This window comes from Capnocytophaga sp. G2 (genome assembly GCF_035282625.1).
Classification (GTDB): Bacteria; Bacteroidota; Bacteroidia; order Flavobacteriales; family Flavobacteriaceae; genus Capnocytophaga.
On sequence record NZ_JAYKBU010000005.1, the window covers coordinates 42,467 to 61,635 of the forward strand.

Consider the following 19,169-nt stretch of genomic DNA (forward strand, 5'->3'; position numbering starts at 1 on the left):
AAATCATAAACAACTAATTTATAAAAATATTTTTTAAATTTTAAACCTTATTTTGCGATATAAGAAAGAGGCTACCCTTTTTGGGCAGCCTCTCTCTTATTTTAGAGTTGTTTAAAAGGTTCTGTTACCAGATTTTCACACGGTCTTGAGGATTTCGGTAAAGCTTATCTCCTTCTTTTACATTAAAGGTTTTGTACCAAGCATCTACATTGGTTAACGGAGCAAAGGCACGCAAATAATCAGGGGAGTGAGGGTCTGTTTTTATTTGATTGGTAAGGTTCTTGTCAGTGGTAAGGGAGCGCCATACGGTAGCCCAAGCAATAAAGAAACGTTCCTCTTGGGTTAACCCGCTAATTTTACCTATCTGTCCATGGTCTTTGAGGTACATTTGTAATGCATCGAAGGCGATGTTAGCACCCCCAAGGTCTGCTATATTTTCCCCATTGGTAAAAGTACCGTTTACAAAGATTCCTTTTACAGGTTCATATTGGTCATATTGTTTAGCGAGTGCTTCAGTTGCCTTTTCAAAGTTTTTCTTATCGGCAGGAGTCCACCAGTTCTGTAGGTTTCCATCGGCATCAAACTCAGCTCCACTATCATCAAAGCCATGGGTCATTTCATGACCGATAATTCCTCCAATAGCTCCGAAGTTTACGGCAGGGTCTGCATCAAAACTGAACATAGGAGCCTGTAGGATAGCAGCAGGGAATACAATTTCATTGTAAAGAGGGCTGTAGTAAGCATTCACTGTTTGAGGGGTCATTCCCCATTCCGTTTTATCTACCGGTTTACCTACTTCAGCTAAGTTCTTTTGATAGTACCATTGAGAGATATGTTGGAAGTTATCAAAAAGGGAAGCATTAGGATCAATAATCATCTTAGAATAGTCTCTCCATTTGTCAGGATATCCCACTTTTACATTGAGTTTTTCGAGCTTTACAAGGGCTTTTTCTTTAGTTTCCTCACTCATCCAAGATAGATTCTTGATATGTTGAGCGAAGCTCTTTCTAAGGTAACTAATAAGGGTGAGCATTTCTTCTTTTGCCTTAGCAGGGAAGTATTTTTCCACGTATAACTTTCCAAAGGCTTCTCCTAAGGTGTTATCAATCATTGCAAAGGCACGCTTATCCATGGAGCGTTGTTCTTGTTGTCCACGAAGGTATTTGTTATAGAATTCAAAAGAGAGGGTATCCAACTCTTGGTTTAAAGAAGAGAGATTACTAAGGGTCAACATGTACTTGAGATAGTCCTTAAGCAAGGGCAGGTTATTGGTGTTGATAAACTTATCATAATCCTTGTATAGGCGCATTTCTCCTATAATAACCTTATTCTCGTTCATCCCTACGTTCTTGAAGAATTCAGGGAGATTGATATTTTTTACCAGTTTGGATAGTTCCTCCATCGTTTGAGGGTTATAGCTAAGGTTAGGATCACGATTTTCCTCATTGGTAAGCATAAGTTTAGCAATACTCTTTTCAAAAGCTACCTGTTTTTGAGCTTTTTCTTGGGGATTTTTTTCCTTAATAGCCTTGAATACATTAGCTACAAATTCCTGATACTTAGCGAGCGCCTCACTGTTGCTGGGGCTTTCTTTTTGGTAATAATCAATCCCCATACCGAGGCTAAATTGTCCCAGATAAGCCACATTCATATTGGAGTCCTTCATATCGGCGTATGCATTCCAGTTGCAAATGGGATTATTTCCTATAAGGGTAGCTTCTTCTAAGTATTTCTGCAGGTCGGAGAGGGTTTTAATTGCCTCTATTTTAGAGAGTTGTCCTTCAATAGGTTTGATGCCCTGTGCGTTACGTGTGTCCCAGTCAATGTATTGTTTGTAAAGGGTTTGAATTTTTTGTCCTTCACTGCCATTGGGATATTCTTTTTTCAGGAGGTCTTGCAGGATGGAGAGGCACTGTTGTTCTGTTTGTTCATCAAGCATGTAGTAAGTGCCCCAAGAGGTTTTATCGGCAGGGATTTTAGCGGTTTTCATCCAACTACCGTTCACATAGTTGTAGAAATCATCTTGTGGGCGAACGGAAGTATCCATAGCCGTGATGTCAAGTCCTTTTTCGGGGAGTTCTTTAGCTTCTTCCTTTTTAGAGGAATTGCCACAGGCTACCATAAGGGAGAGAGAGGCAATACAAGCCATTTTTGTGTAGATATTTTTTTTCATAAAGAAAAGATTTGTATTCAATCAAATGAATAGGTGAAAAATTAGTACAAAATTACAAAGAAATTATGAATGAGCAATGAATAATAAGCAATTTTTTACAAAAAAAGGACACATGTTTTAAGGATGTGTCCTTTGATATTTCCTTCTTATGATCTATTTTGTTTTAGGAGATTCTTTAGCATTATAAGGAACGAGTAATTATTCTACTTTAGGGTTAGCAGGTGATTCGCTGAGCTGGTTTTCTTGTAAGGTATAAATATTATACCCATGTTTAGGGTCTTTCTCAGGAACCCATTCCTTGCCATTAAGGAGCACTTTATTAATTTGTGGAGTATTGCAACAGTTAGGTATGCTTTTGAATTGTCCTGTAATAGTAATTCTTGCCACTTTATGGTCAGTAATTTTAAGGTCATAGATTTCACTTCTTTCTATCAAAGACCTCTCAAGATCATAAATTGCAGCGAACTCGAAAATGACAGTGCTATCAAACCTCTTAAAGTCCCTAAGTTCTACTTTTTCATTTCCAACATTAGTTATTTTTGTGAGAGAGAACTTTGGTGTAAAATCCTTATTTACAAGGTTTTTATCTACTTTAAGATAGAAATATTTAAAGGGTGCACCACAACATGTAAAACTTCCTTTCTCCTTATTGTTATCCTTGTGACAACTTAAGAGAGTCGCTATAGCCAGTAGAAAGTATAAATATTTTTTCATGATCAAATAGAATTAATTAAACTCTCCTTCACGTTGGCAGGCAAGAAGCCCTAAAGCCAACACAAAGAGTAAAAATCGGGTCATAGTATAATGATTAGAAATTATCTTGGTTATTTTCTGCCCCAAAGTTATAATAAAAAAAGATAAAAAACAATATTTTAAGAAAATAACACAAAAGATCTGTATATAAAAATGTTTTTGGCAAAAAGAGCTTTTTGCAGTGTTTTTTATAGTATATAATGAAGATGGAAGGTTAAAAATAAGGTTGTATGAACTATCATAAAAACGAGCGATTTTCTTATATAAGATATATTCTTAATTATTTTTTTCCAAGAATTGATAAAATGATAAAAAATGAATGTATATAAACTCATATAAAGTCTTATGGTTTTCTAAAGTAGGTTTATCTGTGCTTCTTATCAGAATAATAGGGGAGGCAATCAAGGGAGATAAAAAAGAGGCTACCCTTTTCGGGCAGCCTCATAAATGGAAAAACAACACGCTTAGGTGATTTTCACTGAAAAAGAATTACCAGATTTTGATACGTTGTTCAGGTTTGCGATAGAGCTTATCGCCTTCTTTTATATCAAAGGCTTTGTACCAAGCATCTATGTTGGTTAGTGGAGCGAAGGCACGAAGGTAATCAGGGGAGTGAGGGTCTACCTTTACCTGGTTGGTCATATATTGGTCGGTAGAGAGGGTACGCCATACAGAAGCCCAAGCGAGGAAGAAGCGTTGCTCTTGGGTAAAGCCACTAATCTTTCCTACGGTTCCATGGTCTTTTAGATACATCTGAAGGGCATCAAAAGCGATATTCACTCCTCCGAGGTCAGCGATATTCTCTACATTGGTCATGGTACCATTGACGAAGATTCCCTTAACGGGTTCATATTGGTCATATTGTTTAGCGAGTGCTTCGGTTGCCTTTTGGAAGTTTTCCTTATCAGTGGGTGCCCACCAGTTCTGTAGATTGCCATCGGCGTCAAACTCAGCCCCACTAACATCAAATCCATGGGTCATTTCATGACCGATTACCCCACCAATTCCTCCGAAGTTCACGGCAGGATCTGCCTCAAAACTGAAGAAAGGAGGTTGAAGGATTCCTGCAGGGAAAACAATCTCATTGTTGGTAGGGTCATAATAAGCATTGACGGTTTGAGGAGGAAGCACCCACTTGGTTTTATCCACTTCTTTTCCTACTTTGTCCAAGGCTTTTTGAAAAGCCCACTGAGCTACCTGTGTGATATTCTCAAAGAGAGATACTTCAGGGTTCATAGTAAGTTTAGAATAATCCTCCCACTTATCAGGATAACCTACCTTTACAGAGAATTTGTGGAGCTTCTCCATCGCTTTTTCCTTAGTAGCATCACTCATCCAGGTTACATTCTTGATGTGCTGGGCAAAACTTTTCTTCAAATAATCTATCAGGGTAAGCATCTCCTCCTTAGCTTTTTCAGGGAAGTATTTTTCCACATAGAGCTTACCGAAAGCCTCTCCAAGAATTCCGTTGATTAGTTCCAGGGCGCGCTTGTCCATAGGACGTTGCTCCTGTTGTCCCATGAGGTATTTGTTATAGAAATTAAAAGTAAGGTCATTGAGCTCTTGGGTGAGGTAGTTACTGTTAAGAGTAACCAATTTGTACTTGAGATAGTCCTTAATCAGGGGTAGATTTTTCTCATTAATAAAAGTATCATAATGCTTATAGAGACCTATTTCAGTGAGGATAACCCTCTCGGTATGAACTCCCACTTTTTCAAGCAACTGAGGCAAGTTAAGGTTCCTTACTAAGGTACTTAATTCTCTTGTTGTCACAGGGTTATAGCTGAGATTTGGATTGTTCTCTTCTTCACTTGTAAGCATGTATTTGGCAATATTCTTTTCAAAGGCTACGATTTGCTTTGCTTTTTCCTGAGGAAGGGGATCCTTTAGGATTTTAAAAATATCCGTTACATAGTCTTGGTACTTAGCTAAGGCTTCGGTATTGCTAGGATTCTCCTTTTGATAGTAATCCTTACCCAACCCCAGAGCAAAATTCCCTAAATATACCGCATTCATTTTGGAGTTCTTCATATCGGTATATACGCCTACGGGACAGATATGATTTGCCCTTTTAGAGGTAGTCTCTTGCAAATAGTTTTGCAAATCATTTAAGGAGTGTATCGCATCAATCTTTTGAAAATACATCTCTAAAGGCTTAAGTCCGTCAGCATTACGCTTATCCCAAGAGATATATTCCTTATAGAGGATTTGTATTTTAGCTCCTTCACTTCCTTGAGGGTATTCCTTTTTAAGGAGGTCATCAAGGATAGAAAGGCATTGCTCATCGGTTTTCTCCATGAGCATATAGAAGGAACCCCAAGCAGGTTTGTCAGCAGGGATTTTAGCGGTTTTCATCCAGCTACCACTAACATAGTTATAGAAGTCATCTCCTGGGCGAAGGGAAGTATCCATAGCGGAGAGCTCAAGACCTTTTTCGGGGAATTCCTTAGCGTTCTCTTTTTTGTTGGAATTACCACAAGCCACCATTAAGGAAAGGCAAGCGAGCCAACCCATTTTGAAGTTTATTTTTTTCATGATAAAAGTGAATTGAATTACCCCGCAAAATTACGAATTAAAATAGTACTATGCAAGACAAAGTATTATTATTTTTTCATTACTTGATAACTCCATTTTGGGATGAGGTATACGCCTATGAGACAGGTTACCATTACAGGGGAATAAGAGTGGGTGAAATAGCTTACCAAAATATGCCATACCAGAAAGAAACTAAGTCCTATAAGGTATATCCCAAGAGCGATTCTCGTAGTTTTTTCGCTCTTGCGACACAAGAGGGCTACTAGCGCTACTAAAGCGAGTTGTCCTATAGAAACTCCTACAAAATATTCAGGATGGTCATTTGCTAAAAGTGCATTCTCAGAGACTCTTGGAAGCTGTAACCAAGTGGGTATTTTGTGAGAGAAATTAATATACCATTGCCAAAAAGAAATACTCTCTTCTACTTGGTGCAAGGCATGTAGTCCCATTATCGGGAGCCATAGCGATAAATACTTATTTGTTTGCATATATTTCCTGTTTTAGTGCAATAATGTAGTTTTGTTGTATGTGCTTCAAGTTCCAAAAAAGAGGAGCTATAAGCCTTAAAAAGAAATTTTTAATATAGATTTTCTCTTGGAAGTAAATTCTAGTACCTCCCTTAAAAGATTCGAACTTTCCTTCCCATTCTCCAATAAATAGTTTGTGCTGCATCGTAAAGGCATAATACTCGTTTTCTATCTTTTGAATATTACTGAAGAGCGTATGTCCTCCTGCTTTGTAATATTCAATAAAACTATCTTCCAATAGCTCAATATCCTTAACTTCCTTTCGCCATTGAAAATTACTATTATCTGTAACAAAGCTATATACCAATGCAATAGGTGCATCAATAAAGTCCGTTACTGTTGAGGTAAGATAGAATTTCATTTCCTTTTAATTATTTGAAAGGTATTATATTTTTCATTTATAAATGAAAAAGTAAAAGGTAAAACACTATTACCTTTTACTCATTCACATACCCAGCTGTGGGCACTTGCTGGCTATATTTTTTATTTTAAGAAGGGAATTACCATATTTTCACACGATCTTCAGGCTTACGGTAGAGCTTATCTCCTTCCTTTACATCAAAGGCTTTGTACCAAGCATCTACATTAGTTAGTGGAGCGAAGGCACGGAAGTAGCCTGGAGTATGAGGGTCTGTCTTGACCTGATTGGTCATATACTGATCGGTGGAGAGGGTACGCCATACGGTAGCCCAAGAGAGGAAGAAGCGTTGGTCTTGGTTGAATCCACTGATATCGGCAACTGCTCCATGGTCTTTGAGATACATTTGGAGCGCATCGAAGGCGATATTCACCCCACCAAGGTCAGCGATATTTTCTCCATTGGTAAAGGTACCATTCACGAAGATTCCTTTTACAGGTTCATATTTGTCAAACTGAGCTGCGAGAGCCTTGGTTACCTTCTCGAAGTTTTCCTTATCGGCAGGAGTCCACCAGTTCTGTAGGTTGCCATCGGCATCGAATTGGGCACCACTGTCATCAAATCCGTGAGTGATTTCATGACCAATTACCGCACCAATTCCTCCGAAGTTCACTGCAGGATCTGCTTCGAAGTTAAAGAAAGGAGGCTGAAGAATGCCTGCGGGGAATACGATTTCGTTATAGAGAGGGTTGTAATAAGCATTCACAGTCTGGGGAGTCATTTCCCACTTGGTTTTATCCACAGGTTTGCCTATTTTGTCCAATTCTTTTTGGTAGCTCCATTTGTTCACTTGTTGTAAGTTCTCAAAGAGAGAAGCGTCAGGGGAGAGAGAAAGTTTAGAATAATCCTCCCATTTATCAGGATAGCCGACTTTTACCTTAAAGGTACTGAGCTTATGGAGGGCTTTTTCCTTAGTCTCGTCACTCATCCAAGTAACGTTCTTGATATGCTCAGCGAAGCTTTTCTTAAGGTAATCTATAAGGGTTATCATTTCTTCTTTAGCCTTAGCAGGGAAATATTTCTCTACATAGAGTTTACCGAAGGCTTCTCCTACTACCCCATTGATAAGCGAAAGGGCACGCTTGTTCATAGGGCGTTGTTCTTGCTGTCCGCGGAGGTACTTACTATAGAAGTTAAAGGAAAGTTCGTCCAAAGCTCCATTTAGATTTCCTGCATTGCTCGCCACCAAGTTATAACGGAGATAATCCTTCAGTAGGGGCAAGTTCTTTTCGTTGACAAACTTGTCATATTCCTTGTACAAGCGTATTTCTCCTACGATCACCTTATCGGTATTGACTCCTACTTTTTTGAGTAAGGCAGGGATATTGAGGTTTTTCACGAGCTTGGAGAGTTCCGCCATGGTCTGAGGATTGTAGCTAAGGTTCGGGTCGCGGTCTTCCTCATTGGTAAGCATGAGTTTGGCAAGGTTTTTTTCGAAAGCCACTTGCTTCTGAGCCTTTTCATCGGCAGCAGGATCACCAAGGAGCTTGAAGATATCCGCTACGAAGGTCTGATATTTGTTAATGGCTTCCGTATTACTTTCATTTTCTTTTTGGTAGTAGTCTCGACCAAGACCTAAAGAGAAGTTACTTAGGTAGATAGCGTTTTGGTTAGAGTCCTTCATATCGGCATAGACTCCCCATCCGCATACAGGATTTTCTCCCAGTGGAGTAGCCTCTTCGAGGTAAGCCTGCAAGTCAGCAAGGTTTTTGATTGCCTCTATTTTTTTAAGGATGGGTTCCAGAGGGGAGAGTCCAGCTTTGTTACGGGCGTCCATATCCATATACGTTTTGTAAATGGTTTGGATTTTTTGTCCTTCAGAGCCCGAAGGATAGGTCTCCTTGAGGAGGTTGTCCAGAATGGTAAGGCACTGCTGGTCGGTTTCTTCACGGAGCATGTTAAAGGTTCCCCAAGAAGGTTTGTCGGCAGGGATTTTAGCGGTTTTCATCCATCCCCCATTGACAAAGTTGTAGAAGTCATCTTGCGGGCGTACGGAGGTATCCATAGCCGTAAGGTCTAGACCCTTGTCGGTAGTTGTTTCTTTCATGTTGTCTTTTTTAGAAGGATTGCCACAAGCCACCAGAAGGGCGAGGCAAGAATAAAAACTGATTTTGTTCATATTTTTTGAGTTTTTAGTTGTTAGCTTTGAATTTTTCTATTTACTGAAAAGTTCCAAATGCGAGCCTAATCGTTCCAAAACAATTACCATTTCTTCATCATCTTGCTGCCATATAAGGAGTAAATCTCCTTCTATATGGCACTCTAAGCATCCCTGATATTGTCCTATCAACATATGAGGCTTCATCTTTTTAGGAATCTCAGAGACGCCTCCCTTTTCTAATAGTTTTACAACAGCTAATATCTTCTTAATCTTCTCAGCTTGTTTTTTAAACTTCTTAAGTTCTTTTTTGAATATTGTAGCGTAATATAATTCATACAAATGTTCCTCTTGTTCTTCTATGTCATTCATCTTCTGATAAGATTTCGTTGAACAATTCTTCAGCACTTTTATGTCCTTTAACAAGCCCTTTTTTATGTTTTTCAATCAATTGCCTTCCTTCCTCTATTGCTTCTATGGTCTCCTTGTTAGGAGTAGCCTTTTCTATGGGATATGTTTTTGAAGTCTCTATTATAGTCGTTTTGACTCTAAACTTCTCAAAAAGAGCTTGAAATAGTGGAATATCCACATTATTAATAGTTGCTTGTATTGTTGTTGTCGCCATAATTTCTTGTTTTAAAGAGCAAAGTTACAAAGAAAAAATTAAATAAAGAAATCAAAATATTATTATTTTTTCAATATTTCTATCCAATCGTTGAAATGTTTATTCTTCCTCTTCCTCCGAGAATTGGCTATCAATCATGTGATCAAATTCTTCTATATAAAAATCTTGAAAGAAAACCTCTCCAAAGTCCTTGGAGGTGAGCTGTACTTCCCTTTTGGGCTCTTCGTCCCCTCCGCTTAGGTCAATATATCCATAGCGATGGAGTAGGAAATTATTCGCATATTTGTTGTACTTGAAGGAAATATAAGCTTCTGCTACAAAATTGTCTCCCTTGAACTCCAAGGTAAAGTACGCTCCTTTGCAGACGATTCGGTGGAGAGGCCAGTCCTTATAACAGAAATTAGGGGCTATCAAGAGTCTATATTTGTGCATTTCCTCTCCACTGAGTAGGATTACCACTCTTCGGTGGGCTTCAGCGACTCCTTCCCGTTCGGCAAAGGAAAAGAGGTAATCTTCCTGTCCATCCTCATTAAGGTCGCAACTGTGGAGCTGCTCTAAGTCATATGCTCCCAAGCTAACGATTCTCTGAGATAAGTTATTGGGGTTCTCCACTTGACATACATCTTCATAAGGAGCGATGATTCCCTTCCAATAGCTTATTTGGTTATCCATAAGAGTGGCAGCTTCTTCTTTCGTAGAGGCGGAGAAAGAAGCGCCTTTGCTCCATACCCCGTCCTTGAGCAAATAGGTTACCTGCTTGAAAGGAACATAGACAGCCCCTTGCTCATCACTTGTCTTTTTTCCTTTTTCTCCTGTAAAGTATTGGTTGTCTATAGCCGAGATATACACATCAAAATAGCGAGCCAGTTCCTCTGGGGAGAGTTCGTGTATTGCTTGGGTAAGATGGTCACTCTCTATCAGATCATTGGAAAAATATTCCAAAATATAGGGATTGAACTCTGCTGTTTTTGGGAGTAGAGAAATATCCACCTTCCCAAAGACAGGATCTAAATGAGTGGGTATATCTGCTACATTACTATAGAAAAACTCTAATCCAGGATATTCATTGGAGGTATAGGGTACCCTCTTGAGGAGCTCATAGAGCTTTGCCTCTATCTCTGGGCTGATAGGTTGCTCGGTGATAGGGGATGTTTGCTTGCAGGCAAAAAGCCATAAGGCTAAGAGAATAAGGGATATTTTTTTCATAAGGGTCATTTTGGTTAATGGTCAGGATCTAGAGGTTTTTTACCTCACTTACATAATCTTACGCTACAACTCAACTACTGACAAGAATCTTGGTGGTACTTTATCGGTATGCCATACTCCATATCTCTCTTTATTGCTAACTCTCATAATAATAGGACTGTTCTATACCTTTGAAAATCACTTCTTGGTCATTTACTTTATCCGTAAGAACAGGTTGCAGCAGAAAGCGCAATTCCAAATCGTTGATAGGGCTACGCTCCATTGCTTGTAGATAGGCTTCTTTTGGTATCAATCGCCAATCCACCACCTTTGCTAAGTGCTTTTTCAGTATCATATCCAGCCAAATACGAGTAGAGCGCCCATTTCCTTCCATAAAAGGGTGGGCTATATTCATCTCCACATATTTAGCTATAATTTCCTCAAAAGTATTTTCAGGCATTTGGTCTATTACAGGCAGGATAGCATGTAGAAACATTGCATTGGCAAAGCGAAAACCGCCTTTGCTAATATTCAGGTGGCGTATCTTCCCTGCAAAATCATACAAACCCTCAAAAAGATAGTGATGTATCTGGCATAATCCTTTGGTAGTACCTACTTCTATCTGTTCAATAGCTCCACTCTCAAAAAGCTGATAGGCTTTTTGTAGGCTTTGAGCGTCGATTTCTTGAATATTCATTGGCTATTTTTTCCTTTTACTACTTGCTACTATATGCTTGATATCCTGATCCAATTGCTTAATGCTCTGAAAATGTTCTATCTCTCGTTGATGTTCCTTATAGCGCGTATATTCTTGAGTTGCTTTCTCTACGGCTAATTCGTGAGAGATAGTACCTGCATGTTCAAGAATATTCTTCTCATTCATAGTAAGTACTAAGCGGAGTTTCTGTATCCAGTCTCGCATATACATAGGCTTCTCGGCCAGTGCCTGTGCCTCTGCATAGGCAAGGAACTGTTCTACAATGAGTTTCAGCATAGTAATTTCCTCTTCATTTAAGTAGTTTTTTCCGATAAGAGCATCGGATTTGGTTACTTTTCCTTCTTTTTCTGTAGAGGTTAGTCCCATCATAGGAAGTTGCGCATTGGCACGATAGAAAAGCAATTCAGCAGCTGTCTTACCGCTTACCGCCCAAAGCAACTTGTTTTGTATCTCCTTATAAAATGCTATTGTCATTTTATCCGAAGGGTTATAGTCAATACTGGTAGCATAAATGTCCTTTATTTGTTGATAAAAGAGCTTTTCTGACAGACGTATTTCACGGATACGCCCTAAGAGTTCTTTAAAGTAGTTATAAGACGATCCTGTCTTAAACCGCTCATCATTTAGGACAAATCCCTTGATAATATATTCTTTCAGTCGCTGGGTTGCCCAAATACGGAACTGGGTACCTTGCTGAGATTTTACTCGATAACCTACAGAAATAATGACATCAAGATTATAATAATCTACTTGGTAAACTTTTCCATCGGTGGCAGTTGTTGCATATTCTGCAACAACTGATGAGATATCCAACTCTCCCTCTTCGAATACGTTCTTTATATGTCTGGAAATTGTGGACTTATCTCGTCCAAAGAGCATACACATCTGAGCTTGGGTTAGCCAGACAGTGTCTTGTTCAAAACGAACATCTATTTTGATACTCCCATCTTCAGATTGATAGATGAGCATTTGGTCATTATTGGCATTCTTCATTACTTTATCTTACTCTTTAGCTCCTCCAGCATTTGGATTTGCTCCTTTATAGCAGCAGTATCAGGGAGTTTTTTCTTTTGATCAATGCCCAAATCTATGACTTTCCAAAGAGCATGTTTTACTTTTTCGCCATTTTCTTCTTGGGTAAAGTCCTTGAGGGCTTTCTGCATAAGTTCCACCAGCGCCTTATTGTCCAAGCTCATCGCCCAAAGGTAGGCTTTCTTGAAATCAGTGGCTATTTCGGGATTGTCCTCTTCAAGGAATGGGTAATTAACCAAATAAGGCATCAGAGTAGGGAGATACTGCTGCATCTGGTTATCAGCAATTACTCCCGCTAGACTTGAAAGTTCATCAATATCCAAATCCTTAGGGTTTGCCTTTTCCAAGAAATTCTTAGCCTGCTTGGGGTTGGTACGGGCTATGGCATTCAGGGCTGCATTTTTTACCGCACCTGAGGGGATGTTCAGGGCTTTTTCATAGAGAGAGGCATAGTGTTTGTTCTCTTTGGAGCCTGCCAAAAGCCATATAGCTGCCGATTTGGTCAAGTTTTCAGGATCGGAAGTAGCGAGCTTCTTTACCTGAGCCAACTCTTTTCGGCTAAGCGGATAGTCAGAGAGGCGTTCCAGAGCCGCATTGCGTACCTTGAAATAGGGATCATGGAGGGCAGCCAAGAGGACTTCCTTCCCTTCTGACTCCCCAAGTGCTGTTATTGCCTGCATACGACTCTTTAGATCTGGGGCATGTTGCACTTGGTAGAGGTATTCTTTAACTGTTTTTGGGTCTTGTTCTTCCATAAGGATCACCCCTTCAGGGTTGATATTGACTAAATCAGGAGCCTTGCTTATGGGGAAATTAAAAGTATTCTCCCCTCTTGCCTTCACCCATACGGTATGGCGGGTAGCTTTATTCTCTTGGTAGATATCTATATCCAAAGGGAATTGGAAGTACAGCTTTTCATCCTGTGTTTGGAGAATCCTTACAGAGAGTTGCTTCTTGTAGGCATCATATTGTTTTTCTACTTTCACCGTAGGGTTTCCATGGGAGAAATACCATTGATTAAAAAACCAGCTTAGGTCTTTTCCGCTTATTTTCTCAAGAGACAAACGCAGTTGGTGTGCTTCTCCCGTTCCATATTCGTTTGTTTTCAGGTAGTCGGTAATTCCTTGAAAGAAAGCATCATCGCCGAGATAGCGGCGGAGCATGTGCAGGATGGCTCCTCCTTTGTTATAGGAGACAAGGTCAAACATATCATCACGTACCTCATAGCCGAAGCGTACTAAGTCCTTCACAAAGTCATCATCACGATGTTGATACTGAAGGGTATTGTTGCTCAGATGATAGTCAGCAGCGTCCTTGCCATATTTGTGAGCGATCCAGAGGTATTCGCTATAATTGGCAAAGGACTCATTCACGGTAAGGTTTGCCCAGCTTTCAGTAGTTACCAGATCGCCAAACCAGTGATGTGCCAGTTCATGGGCGATTATTGGCTCCCAATAGTTTTGGTCATTCAGTGCATCGGCACCTTGGTAAGCACTCTCGGCATGGCTTACTGCGGTGGTGTTCTCCATAGCACCACTGACAAAGTCACGCACGATGATCTGAGCATATTTCGCCCACGGATAGTCATAGCCAAATCGCTCAGAGAAGAAAGTGAGCATCTGGGAGGTATGACCAAAAATTCGCTTGGCAAGGGGTTCGTATTCTTTCTCCACATAGTATTCCACGGGTACTTTGCCGCGCCAAGGAGTATCCTTAACTATCGTAAACTCACCGGCTGCCATGAAGAAGAGATAAGGGGCATGGGGCTTGTCCATTACCCAATGGTCAGTGCGTAAGTTGCCTTTCTTCTGGGAGTTTTTCAGCAGTCCATTGGAGAGGGTTACGAAGCTATCGGGTACGGTCATTTCTATTTCTTGGGTGGTTTTCTGGTTAGGCTTGTCAATGGTGGGGAACCAGCAAGAGGAACTTTCGGACTCCCCTTGCGTCCATATCTGGCGCATTGGTCCTTCGGGATTGTTCTGAGGATTGATAAAGTAAAGCCCTTTGGTGTCGGTAATAGCAAGGTTTCCCTTTTCAGTTACTTTTTCGGGCTGAGCGGTATACTTTATATATACGGTATAAGTTTCCCCTTTTTGGTAGGTTTTTGGGAGCTTGATACGGAGTACATCGTTCTTATAGTGATAAGGGAGGGGTTGTTGCTTGCCCTGCTGATCGAGGGCTACCTTGTGAATAAGCATTGCCTTAGCATCTAGGATAAGGCTATCGGACGGATAGAAGAAGGGGGCTGCAGTGAGCCATTCTTCTCCGCTCATGGTTTGATTAGCAAAATTGAAATCTACCCTGAGTTTGGTGTGCTTTAGAGCGGTTTTCTTCTCAGGGGTAGCACGGTATAGGCTTCTGCCAGAAGTATCGGTTTGTGCAAAGAGATAGCCCGTAGTGAGTATACTCAGGACTAATAGGAGTATCTTCTTCATAAAAGAATATTAAACGCACAAAGATACGATTTTTTAATGATTAATGGTTAATGATTCATGATTAATTACTCAGTTGGTTGTAAAGTTGGAGGGTTAAGTAAGCTGGTGCGAACTGCAAGTTCGTGCCAGCTTAGGGGAAACTTTTTCACCTTTTATCTATTTTATCCTACCAAATTTTCACCCTTTCTGCTGGTTTTTTATAGAGGCGGTCGCCTTCTTTTACGTTGAAGGCATTGTACCATTCGTCAATATTCACCAGAGGGGCGTAGGCACGGATAGCCTGTGGGGTGTGAGGATCTGTTTTTACTTGATTAATAAGATATTTTTCCCTTGCCACAGCGCGCCATACAGTAGCCCAAGAGATAAAGAAGCGTTGTTCTTGGGTAAAGCCGCTTATTTTACCTACTTTCCCATGATCCTTGAGGTAGAGCTGGAGAGCATCGAAGGCGATGTTCACCCCACCAAGGTCGGCGATATTCTCTCCACTGGTGAAGGTGCCGTTCACAAAATGTCCTTTTACAGGTTCATATTTGTCAAACTGAGCAGCGAGGGCTTGGGTACCTTTTTTGAAATTAGCCTTATCCTCGGGGCTCCACCAGTTTTCGAGGTTTCCGTAGGCATCGAACTCAGCCCCACTATCATCAAAGCCATGAGTCATTTCATGACCGATAACGGCACCAATCCCTCCGAAGTTCACGGCGGGGTCTGCTTCAAAGCTAAAGAAAGGTTTCTGTAGAATCGCTGCTGGGAAAACAATTTCATTCCCTTGTGGGTTATAGTAGGCATTAACATTCTGTGGGTTCATTCTCCATCGGGATTTATCCACGGGTTTGCCTACATCGGCTAAGCTTTTTTGGTATTTCCAGGAGCGCATGTGAGCTATATTCTCAAAATAGGAGGCACGGGAGGCGGGTTCTATCACGAGCTTGGAGTAATCCGTCCAAGTATCGGGATAGCCTACTTTTACTCCCATTTTTTCCAATTTCACTAAGGCTTTATCCTTGGTCTGTTGTGACATCCAAGAGGTTTGTTTGATGTGTGTGGCAAAGCTTTTTTTAAGGTAACCGATAAGCAAAACCATTTCTTCCTTGGCTTTTGGAGGGAAATATTTCTCTACATACAGCTTACCGAAAGCCTCTCCTAATAACCCGTTGATAACTCCTAACGCACGTTTGTTCATGGGACGTTGTTCTTTGATTCCCTTAAGGGTGGTGCTATAGAAGCGGAAGGAGAGGTTATCCAACTCCTCATTAAGGGTATGGGTATTACTGGCAATGAGCTGTATTTTGAGGTAATCCTTAAGCAGCGGCAGATGAGCCATATTAACGAAATTGTCATATTCTTTGTAAAGGCGGATATCCCCTACAATCACTCTATCGGTGGAGACTCCCACGTTCCTTAGATAGAGGGGTAGGTTGAGGTTCTTCACCAGGGTAGAGAGTTCCTGTAAGGAAAGGGGATTATAGGTAATGTTGGGGTTTCTTCGCTCCTCATTGGTGAACATGAGCTGAGCGATACGGTTTTCAAAGTCAATGATTTGTTTTGCTTTTTCCTTGGGGTGTTCCTCCTTGATCAGTGAGAAGAGAGCGGTGAGGTACTCCTGATACTTAGATAGGGCTTTGGCATTGCTTTCGCTTTGTTTTTGGTAGTAATCGCGAGCCATTCCTAAGGAGAAGCCACCGAGGTAAATGGCATTCTGCTGGGAGTTTTTCTTATCGGCACCGACTCCCCAAGGGCAGATAGGGTTTCCTCCCCGCCAAGTATCCTCTTCAAGATATCGTTGTAGGTCAGCGAGTGATTGTATTTGGCTAATTTGGTCAAACTGCTTTTGCAATGGAGTGAGTCCGTCCGCATTACGGCGATTCCAGTCACGATAGGACTCATATAAGTCTTTAATCTTTTGTCCTTCAGAGCCTATAGGATAATTTTTCTTAAGGAGGTTTTCCAATAGGACAAGGCAGTTTTCATCTGTAATTTCACGGAGCATAGCGAAAGAGCCCCAGGAGGTTTTATCCGGAGGGATTTGAGCTGTTTTCATCCAAGAGCCATTGACAAAATTGTAAAAATCGTCCTGCGGGCGCACCGAGGTATCCATAGCGGAGAGATCAAGTCCGTGCTCTTGAGAGCTGTTTTTCTTTTGATTTTGAGAGCCACAAGATGCAAAGAGGGCTACAGAGGCAAGTAAAAAGAATTTTTTCATTAAAATATAATTAGTGCACAAAAATACGAATAATAAATGATTTATAGTGAATAATTATGGATTATTTTTTTTCTTTTTCTATGAATTTTAGATTTTTTTGTATCTTTAGAAAGTGTGCTTTTCTCACCGAGAAAGGATTGTTTTTCCTTGAGTGAAGGCAAAGGCTATCTATCCCTATAGGCGCCCACAATACCTATTTTTTATTCTTATAGAAAGTATAAGAAAACCAGAACAGAAATATAAAATGAACCTATAAAATTTCAAAACGACCAGAAAAATGAAGTTTCCTAATAATAACTTACTTAATCACTTACTTAAATAATTTAACTGTATATTAACTATAAGATCCTGAGAAAATTCTTAATTTTGCCTATTGAAACTTAAATTAAATTATATGAAAAAAGTAATTCTAAGCCTTATGGCAATTGCTGCTTTTGTAGGATGCAGCAAGAGTAATAATGATGAAGGTCCCACAATACCCGAGGGAACCTACCCTAAGGAAATCACTTATAAGGATGGGAAAGAGAAAAAACTTTCCAAAGAAACCTTTAATATTCAAGATGGAAAGATACTCTCTATAGTTAAAGAATTTTATGGAAGAGATGGGGAAACGGTTGAAAAGAAAACTGTAAAAACCTTCTCCTATAATGGAGACCTTCCTACAAAGAGTGTTTATGAAGGAGACGGACAAGCTTATACAGAGGAATACGAGTATGAAAGTGGTAAACTGACTAAAAAAACTGTAACTTATGCAGGAGGAGGCAAGCCTACAGTAACTACTTATTCCTATGAAGGAGACCGCCTTATCAGGGAGGTTTTAGCAACTCCTATGAAATACTCAAAGGAGGGTCGAGAAGAGGAAGTAACCCAATATAATGAAAAGGATTTTGTCCATAGTGGAGAACGTGTTACTGTTAATGAAAAGAACTATACTAAGTTCAAGGATGGTAAAGAAAAGTATGTAAATACATTAACGAGTGTATTTACTATCCAAGGAGGAAACCTTATGCATAGAAAAACAGAAAGTACTTCTCTTAAAGAAGAGGGAACATATACTTATGATGATAAGAAGAACCCTACCTTTTCAAATTTGAAAAAAATACTAACTCCCTCCTATTTTATGACTTCAGAAGGTTCTCGCAATAATATCCTTACAAAGGAGATTACTTCTAAAGCTGAGAATAAAGAGGAATCTAAGCAGAAGTATATTTATGAGTATACCTACAATGATAAGGGGTATCCTACAACCCGAAAGGAATACGAAGACAATGGAAGTTCAAAAGAACACATAATGACTGAAGAGTATACTTATTAAAAGAGATTGTACAATTAATAGTGAAGGGGTGCGAGATTCTTACAGAATCTCGCACTTTTGTTTTCTAAGGAATAGAGAGGCAATAGGTCAGATTAGGACTTGCTGTGGAGGAAGGTAAGAACCTCCTCAATGGGAGTGGGATCCTCATCTGTCTCAAGGAAATAATCTTCACGAGGGAGGATTTTTGCTAAGTGTTGTAGGCGAGTGTCATGGAGTAAGGCGGTACCAAAGGAAAGTTTAATTCCTATTCCTAAGAGCTGGTGTGCCAGAGCTTCGCTCTTACGGAAGCCATGGAGTATCCACAGTCCTGTAGCTCCTGTCTCTTTTCGTAGCCTAATAATCTCCCCGTAACTCCTTACACAATGAATAATAAGCGGCTTATGCAGCTGTTGGGCAAGGGAGATATGCCAGCGGAATACTTTCTCCTGCAGGGAGAGGGGAGCGGAAGCACGCTTATCCAAGCCACATTCGCCTATAGCAACACAAAGGGGATGTGTGGCATGCTCAAGTACTTTTTCCCACTGCTCGGTACCATCTCCCACTATATAACAAGGATGAATGCCCACTGAGAATACACCCTGTTGGGGCGGCGTATCCTCAGGGAAGAGGTTCTGTACTTGAAGACTATTACGAGCCTTGTGGGTGTGGATATTGGGATAGGGGAATAAGGGATTAACGTTCATAAGGGAAGAGCTCTACTGCCTTTTGGTATACCCATGAGGATTCCCATCCTTTGTAGAGGAGGTAATCGGCGAGCTTACGGCGGGCTTTTTGGATATTTTTCTCAGAGATTGTACGGGCTTTTTTCTCAGCTAAGGTATCGAAGGTTTCTTCGTACTCCTCCTCTATTTCCTCCATAGCACATTGGATATTATAATGGGAGATATCTCGTATTTTTAATTCGTGGGTAATGCGTACCCGTCCCCACTTTTTAAAGTGAAATTTGCCCCTTGCATAGCTTCGAGCGAAACGTTCTTCATTGAGGTAATTCTCCTTAATGAGGTAAGCCATAATAGTATCTATAGCCTGAGGAATCATACGCATTTGGCGGAGCTTAGCCAATACTTCTTTATGGCATCGTTCCTGATAAGCACAGAAGCGTTCCATACGGGCTTTAGCCTCCTTAACGGTGTAGGTTTTTACGGTTTCTTCCAT

Annotated in this window: 16 protein-coding genes; 1 reads left to right on the plus strand and 15 read right to left on the minus strand. The window is 40.3% G+C overall.

The annotated features are described in order from the left end of the window. Positions 1-124: 124 nt before the first annotated feature. From VJJ03_RS04210 to VJJ03_RS04270, 13 genes are all read right to left on the minus strand, one after another. A complete protein-coding gene (locus VJJ03_RS04210) occupies positions 125-2,173 on the minus strand; it encodes a M13 family metallopeptidase (protein WP_323974018.1) in 2,049 nt (682 codons plus the stop codon). A gap of 198 nt (positions 2,174-2,371) precedes the next feature. Next, positions 2,372-2,887, minus strand: a complete 516-nt coding sequence (locus VJJ03_RS04215; protein WP_323974020.1) for a hypothetical protein — start codon at positions 2,885-2,887, stop codon at positions 2,372-2,374. A gap of 528 nt (positions 2,888-3,415) precedes the next feature. Beyond that, positions 3,416-5,461 carry a M13 family metallopeptidase gene (locus VJJ03_RS04220; RefSeq protein WP_323974022.1) on the minus strand — a complete coding sequence of 682 codons (2,046 nt, stop codon included), beginning with the start codon at positions 5,459-5,461 and terminating at the stop codon, positions 3,416-3,418. Positions 5,462-5,529: 68 nt separating this feature from the next. Beyond that, positions 5,530-5,949: an HXXEE domain-containing protein gene (locus tag VJJ03_RS04225; protein WP_009745013.1), complete on the minus strand. Its 420-nt coding sequence runs from the start codon at positions 5,947-5,949 to the stop codon at positions 5,530-5,532. After that, a complete protein-coding gene (locus tag VJJ03_RS04230; protein WP_323974024.1) occupies positions 5,936-6,349 on the minus strand; it encodes a hypothetical protein in 414 nt (137 codons plus the stop codon). Before VJJ03_RS04230 ends, VJJ03_RS04225 begins: the two co-directional genes overlap by 14 nt. Positions 6,350-6,488: 139 nt before the next feature. Then, positions 6,489-8,525, minus strand: a complete 2,037-nt coding sequence (locus VJJ03_RS04235; RefSeq protein WP_323974026.1) for a M13 family metallopeptidase — start codon at positions 8,523-8,525, stop codon at positions 6,489-6,491. 36 nt (positions 8,526-8,561) lie between these two features. Beyond that, positions 8,562-8,876 (minus strand): type II toxin-antitoxin system YafQ family toxin, encoded by a 315-nt coding sequence (locus VJJ03_RS04240; RefSeq protein ID WP_009745017.1) that lies wholly within the window; start codon positions 8,874-8,876, stop codon positions 8,562-8,564. Then, entirely contained in the window at positions 8,869-9,129 is a 261-nt protein-coding gene (locus VJJ03_RS04245; RefSeq protein ID WP_009745018.1) for a hypothetical protein, read from the minus strand. Before VJJ03_RS04245 ends, VJJ03_RS04240 begins: the two co-directional genes overlap by 8 nt. 99 nt (positions 9,130-9,228) lie before the next feature. Next, positions 9,229-10,335, minus strand: coding sequence for a hypothetical protein (locus tag VJJ03_RS04250; RefSeq protein WP_040358204.1), 1,107 nt, complete (start codon positions 10,333-10,335; stop codon positions 9,229-9,231). A gap of 136 nt (positions 10,336-10,471) precedes the next feature. Further along, positions 10,472-11,011 (minus strand): protein adenylyltransferase Fic, encoded by a 540-nt coding sequence (gene fic / locus VJJ03_RS04255; protein ID WP_009745020.1) that lies wholly within the window; start codon positions 11,009-11,011, stop codon positions 10,472-10,474. Positions 11,012-11,014: 3 nt separating this feature from the next. Then, positions 11,015-12,025: a virulence RhuM family protein gene (locus VJJ03_RS04260; RefSeq protein WP_009745021.1), complete on the minus strand. Its 1,011-nt coding sequence runs from the start codon at positions 12,023-12,025 to the stop codon at positions 11,015-11,017. Further along, a complete protein-coding gene (locus tag VJJ03_RS04265; protein WP_323974029.1) occupies positions 12,025-14,499 on the minus strand; it encodes a M1 family aminopeptidase in 2,475 nt (824 codons plus the stop codon). The genes VJJ03_RS04260 and VJJ03_RS04265 overlap by 1 nt, the downstream gene beginning before the upstream one ends. 166 nt (positions 14,500-14,665) lie before the next feature. Then, entirely contained in the window at positions 14,666-16,699 is a 2,034-nt protein-coding gene (locus VJJ03_RS04270; protein ID WP_323974031.1) for a M13 family metallopeptidase, read from the minus strand. A gap of 394 nt (positions 16,700-17,093) precedes the next feature. On the opposite strand from VJJ03_RS04270, the gene VJJ03_RS04275 reads away from it, so the two are divergent. Continuing rightward, positions 17,094-18,014: a hypothetical protein gene (locus VJJ03_RS04275; RefSeq protein WP_323974033.1), complete on the plus strand. Its 921-nt coding sequence runs from the start codon at positions 17,094-17,096 to the stop codon at positions 18,012-18,014. Between the two features lie 92 nt (positions 18,015-18,106). On the opposite strand, the gene VJJ03_RS04280 is transcribed toward VJJ03_RS04275, so the two are convergent. Beyond that, a complete protein-coding gene (locus tag VJJ03_RS04280; RefSeq protein ID WP_323974035.1) occupies positions 18,107-18,697 on the minus strand; it encodes a TatD family hydrolase in 591 nt (196 codons plus the stop codon). Then, complete coding sequence (locus tag VJJ03_RS04285) at positions 18,687-19,169, minus strand: regulatory protein RecX (RefSeq protein WP_040358205.1); 483 nt, start codon at positions 19,167-19,169, stop codon at positions 18,687-18,689. Before VJJ03_RS04285 ends, VJJ03_RS04280 begins: the two co-directional genes overlap by 11 nt.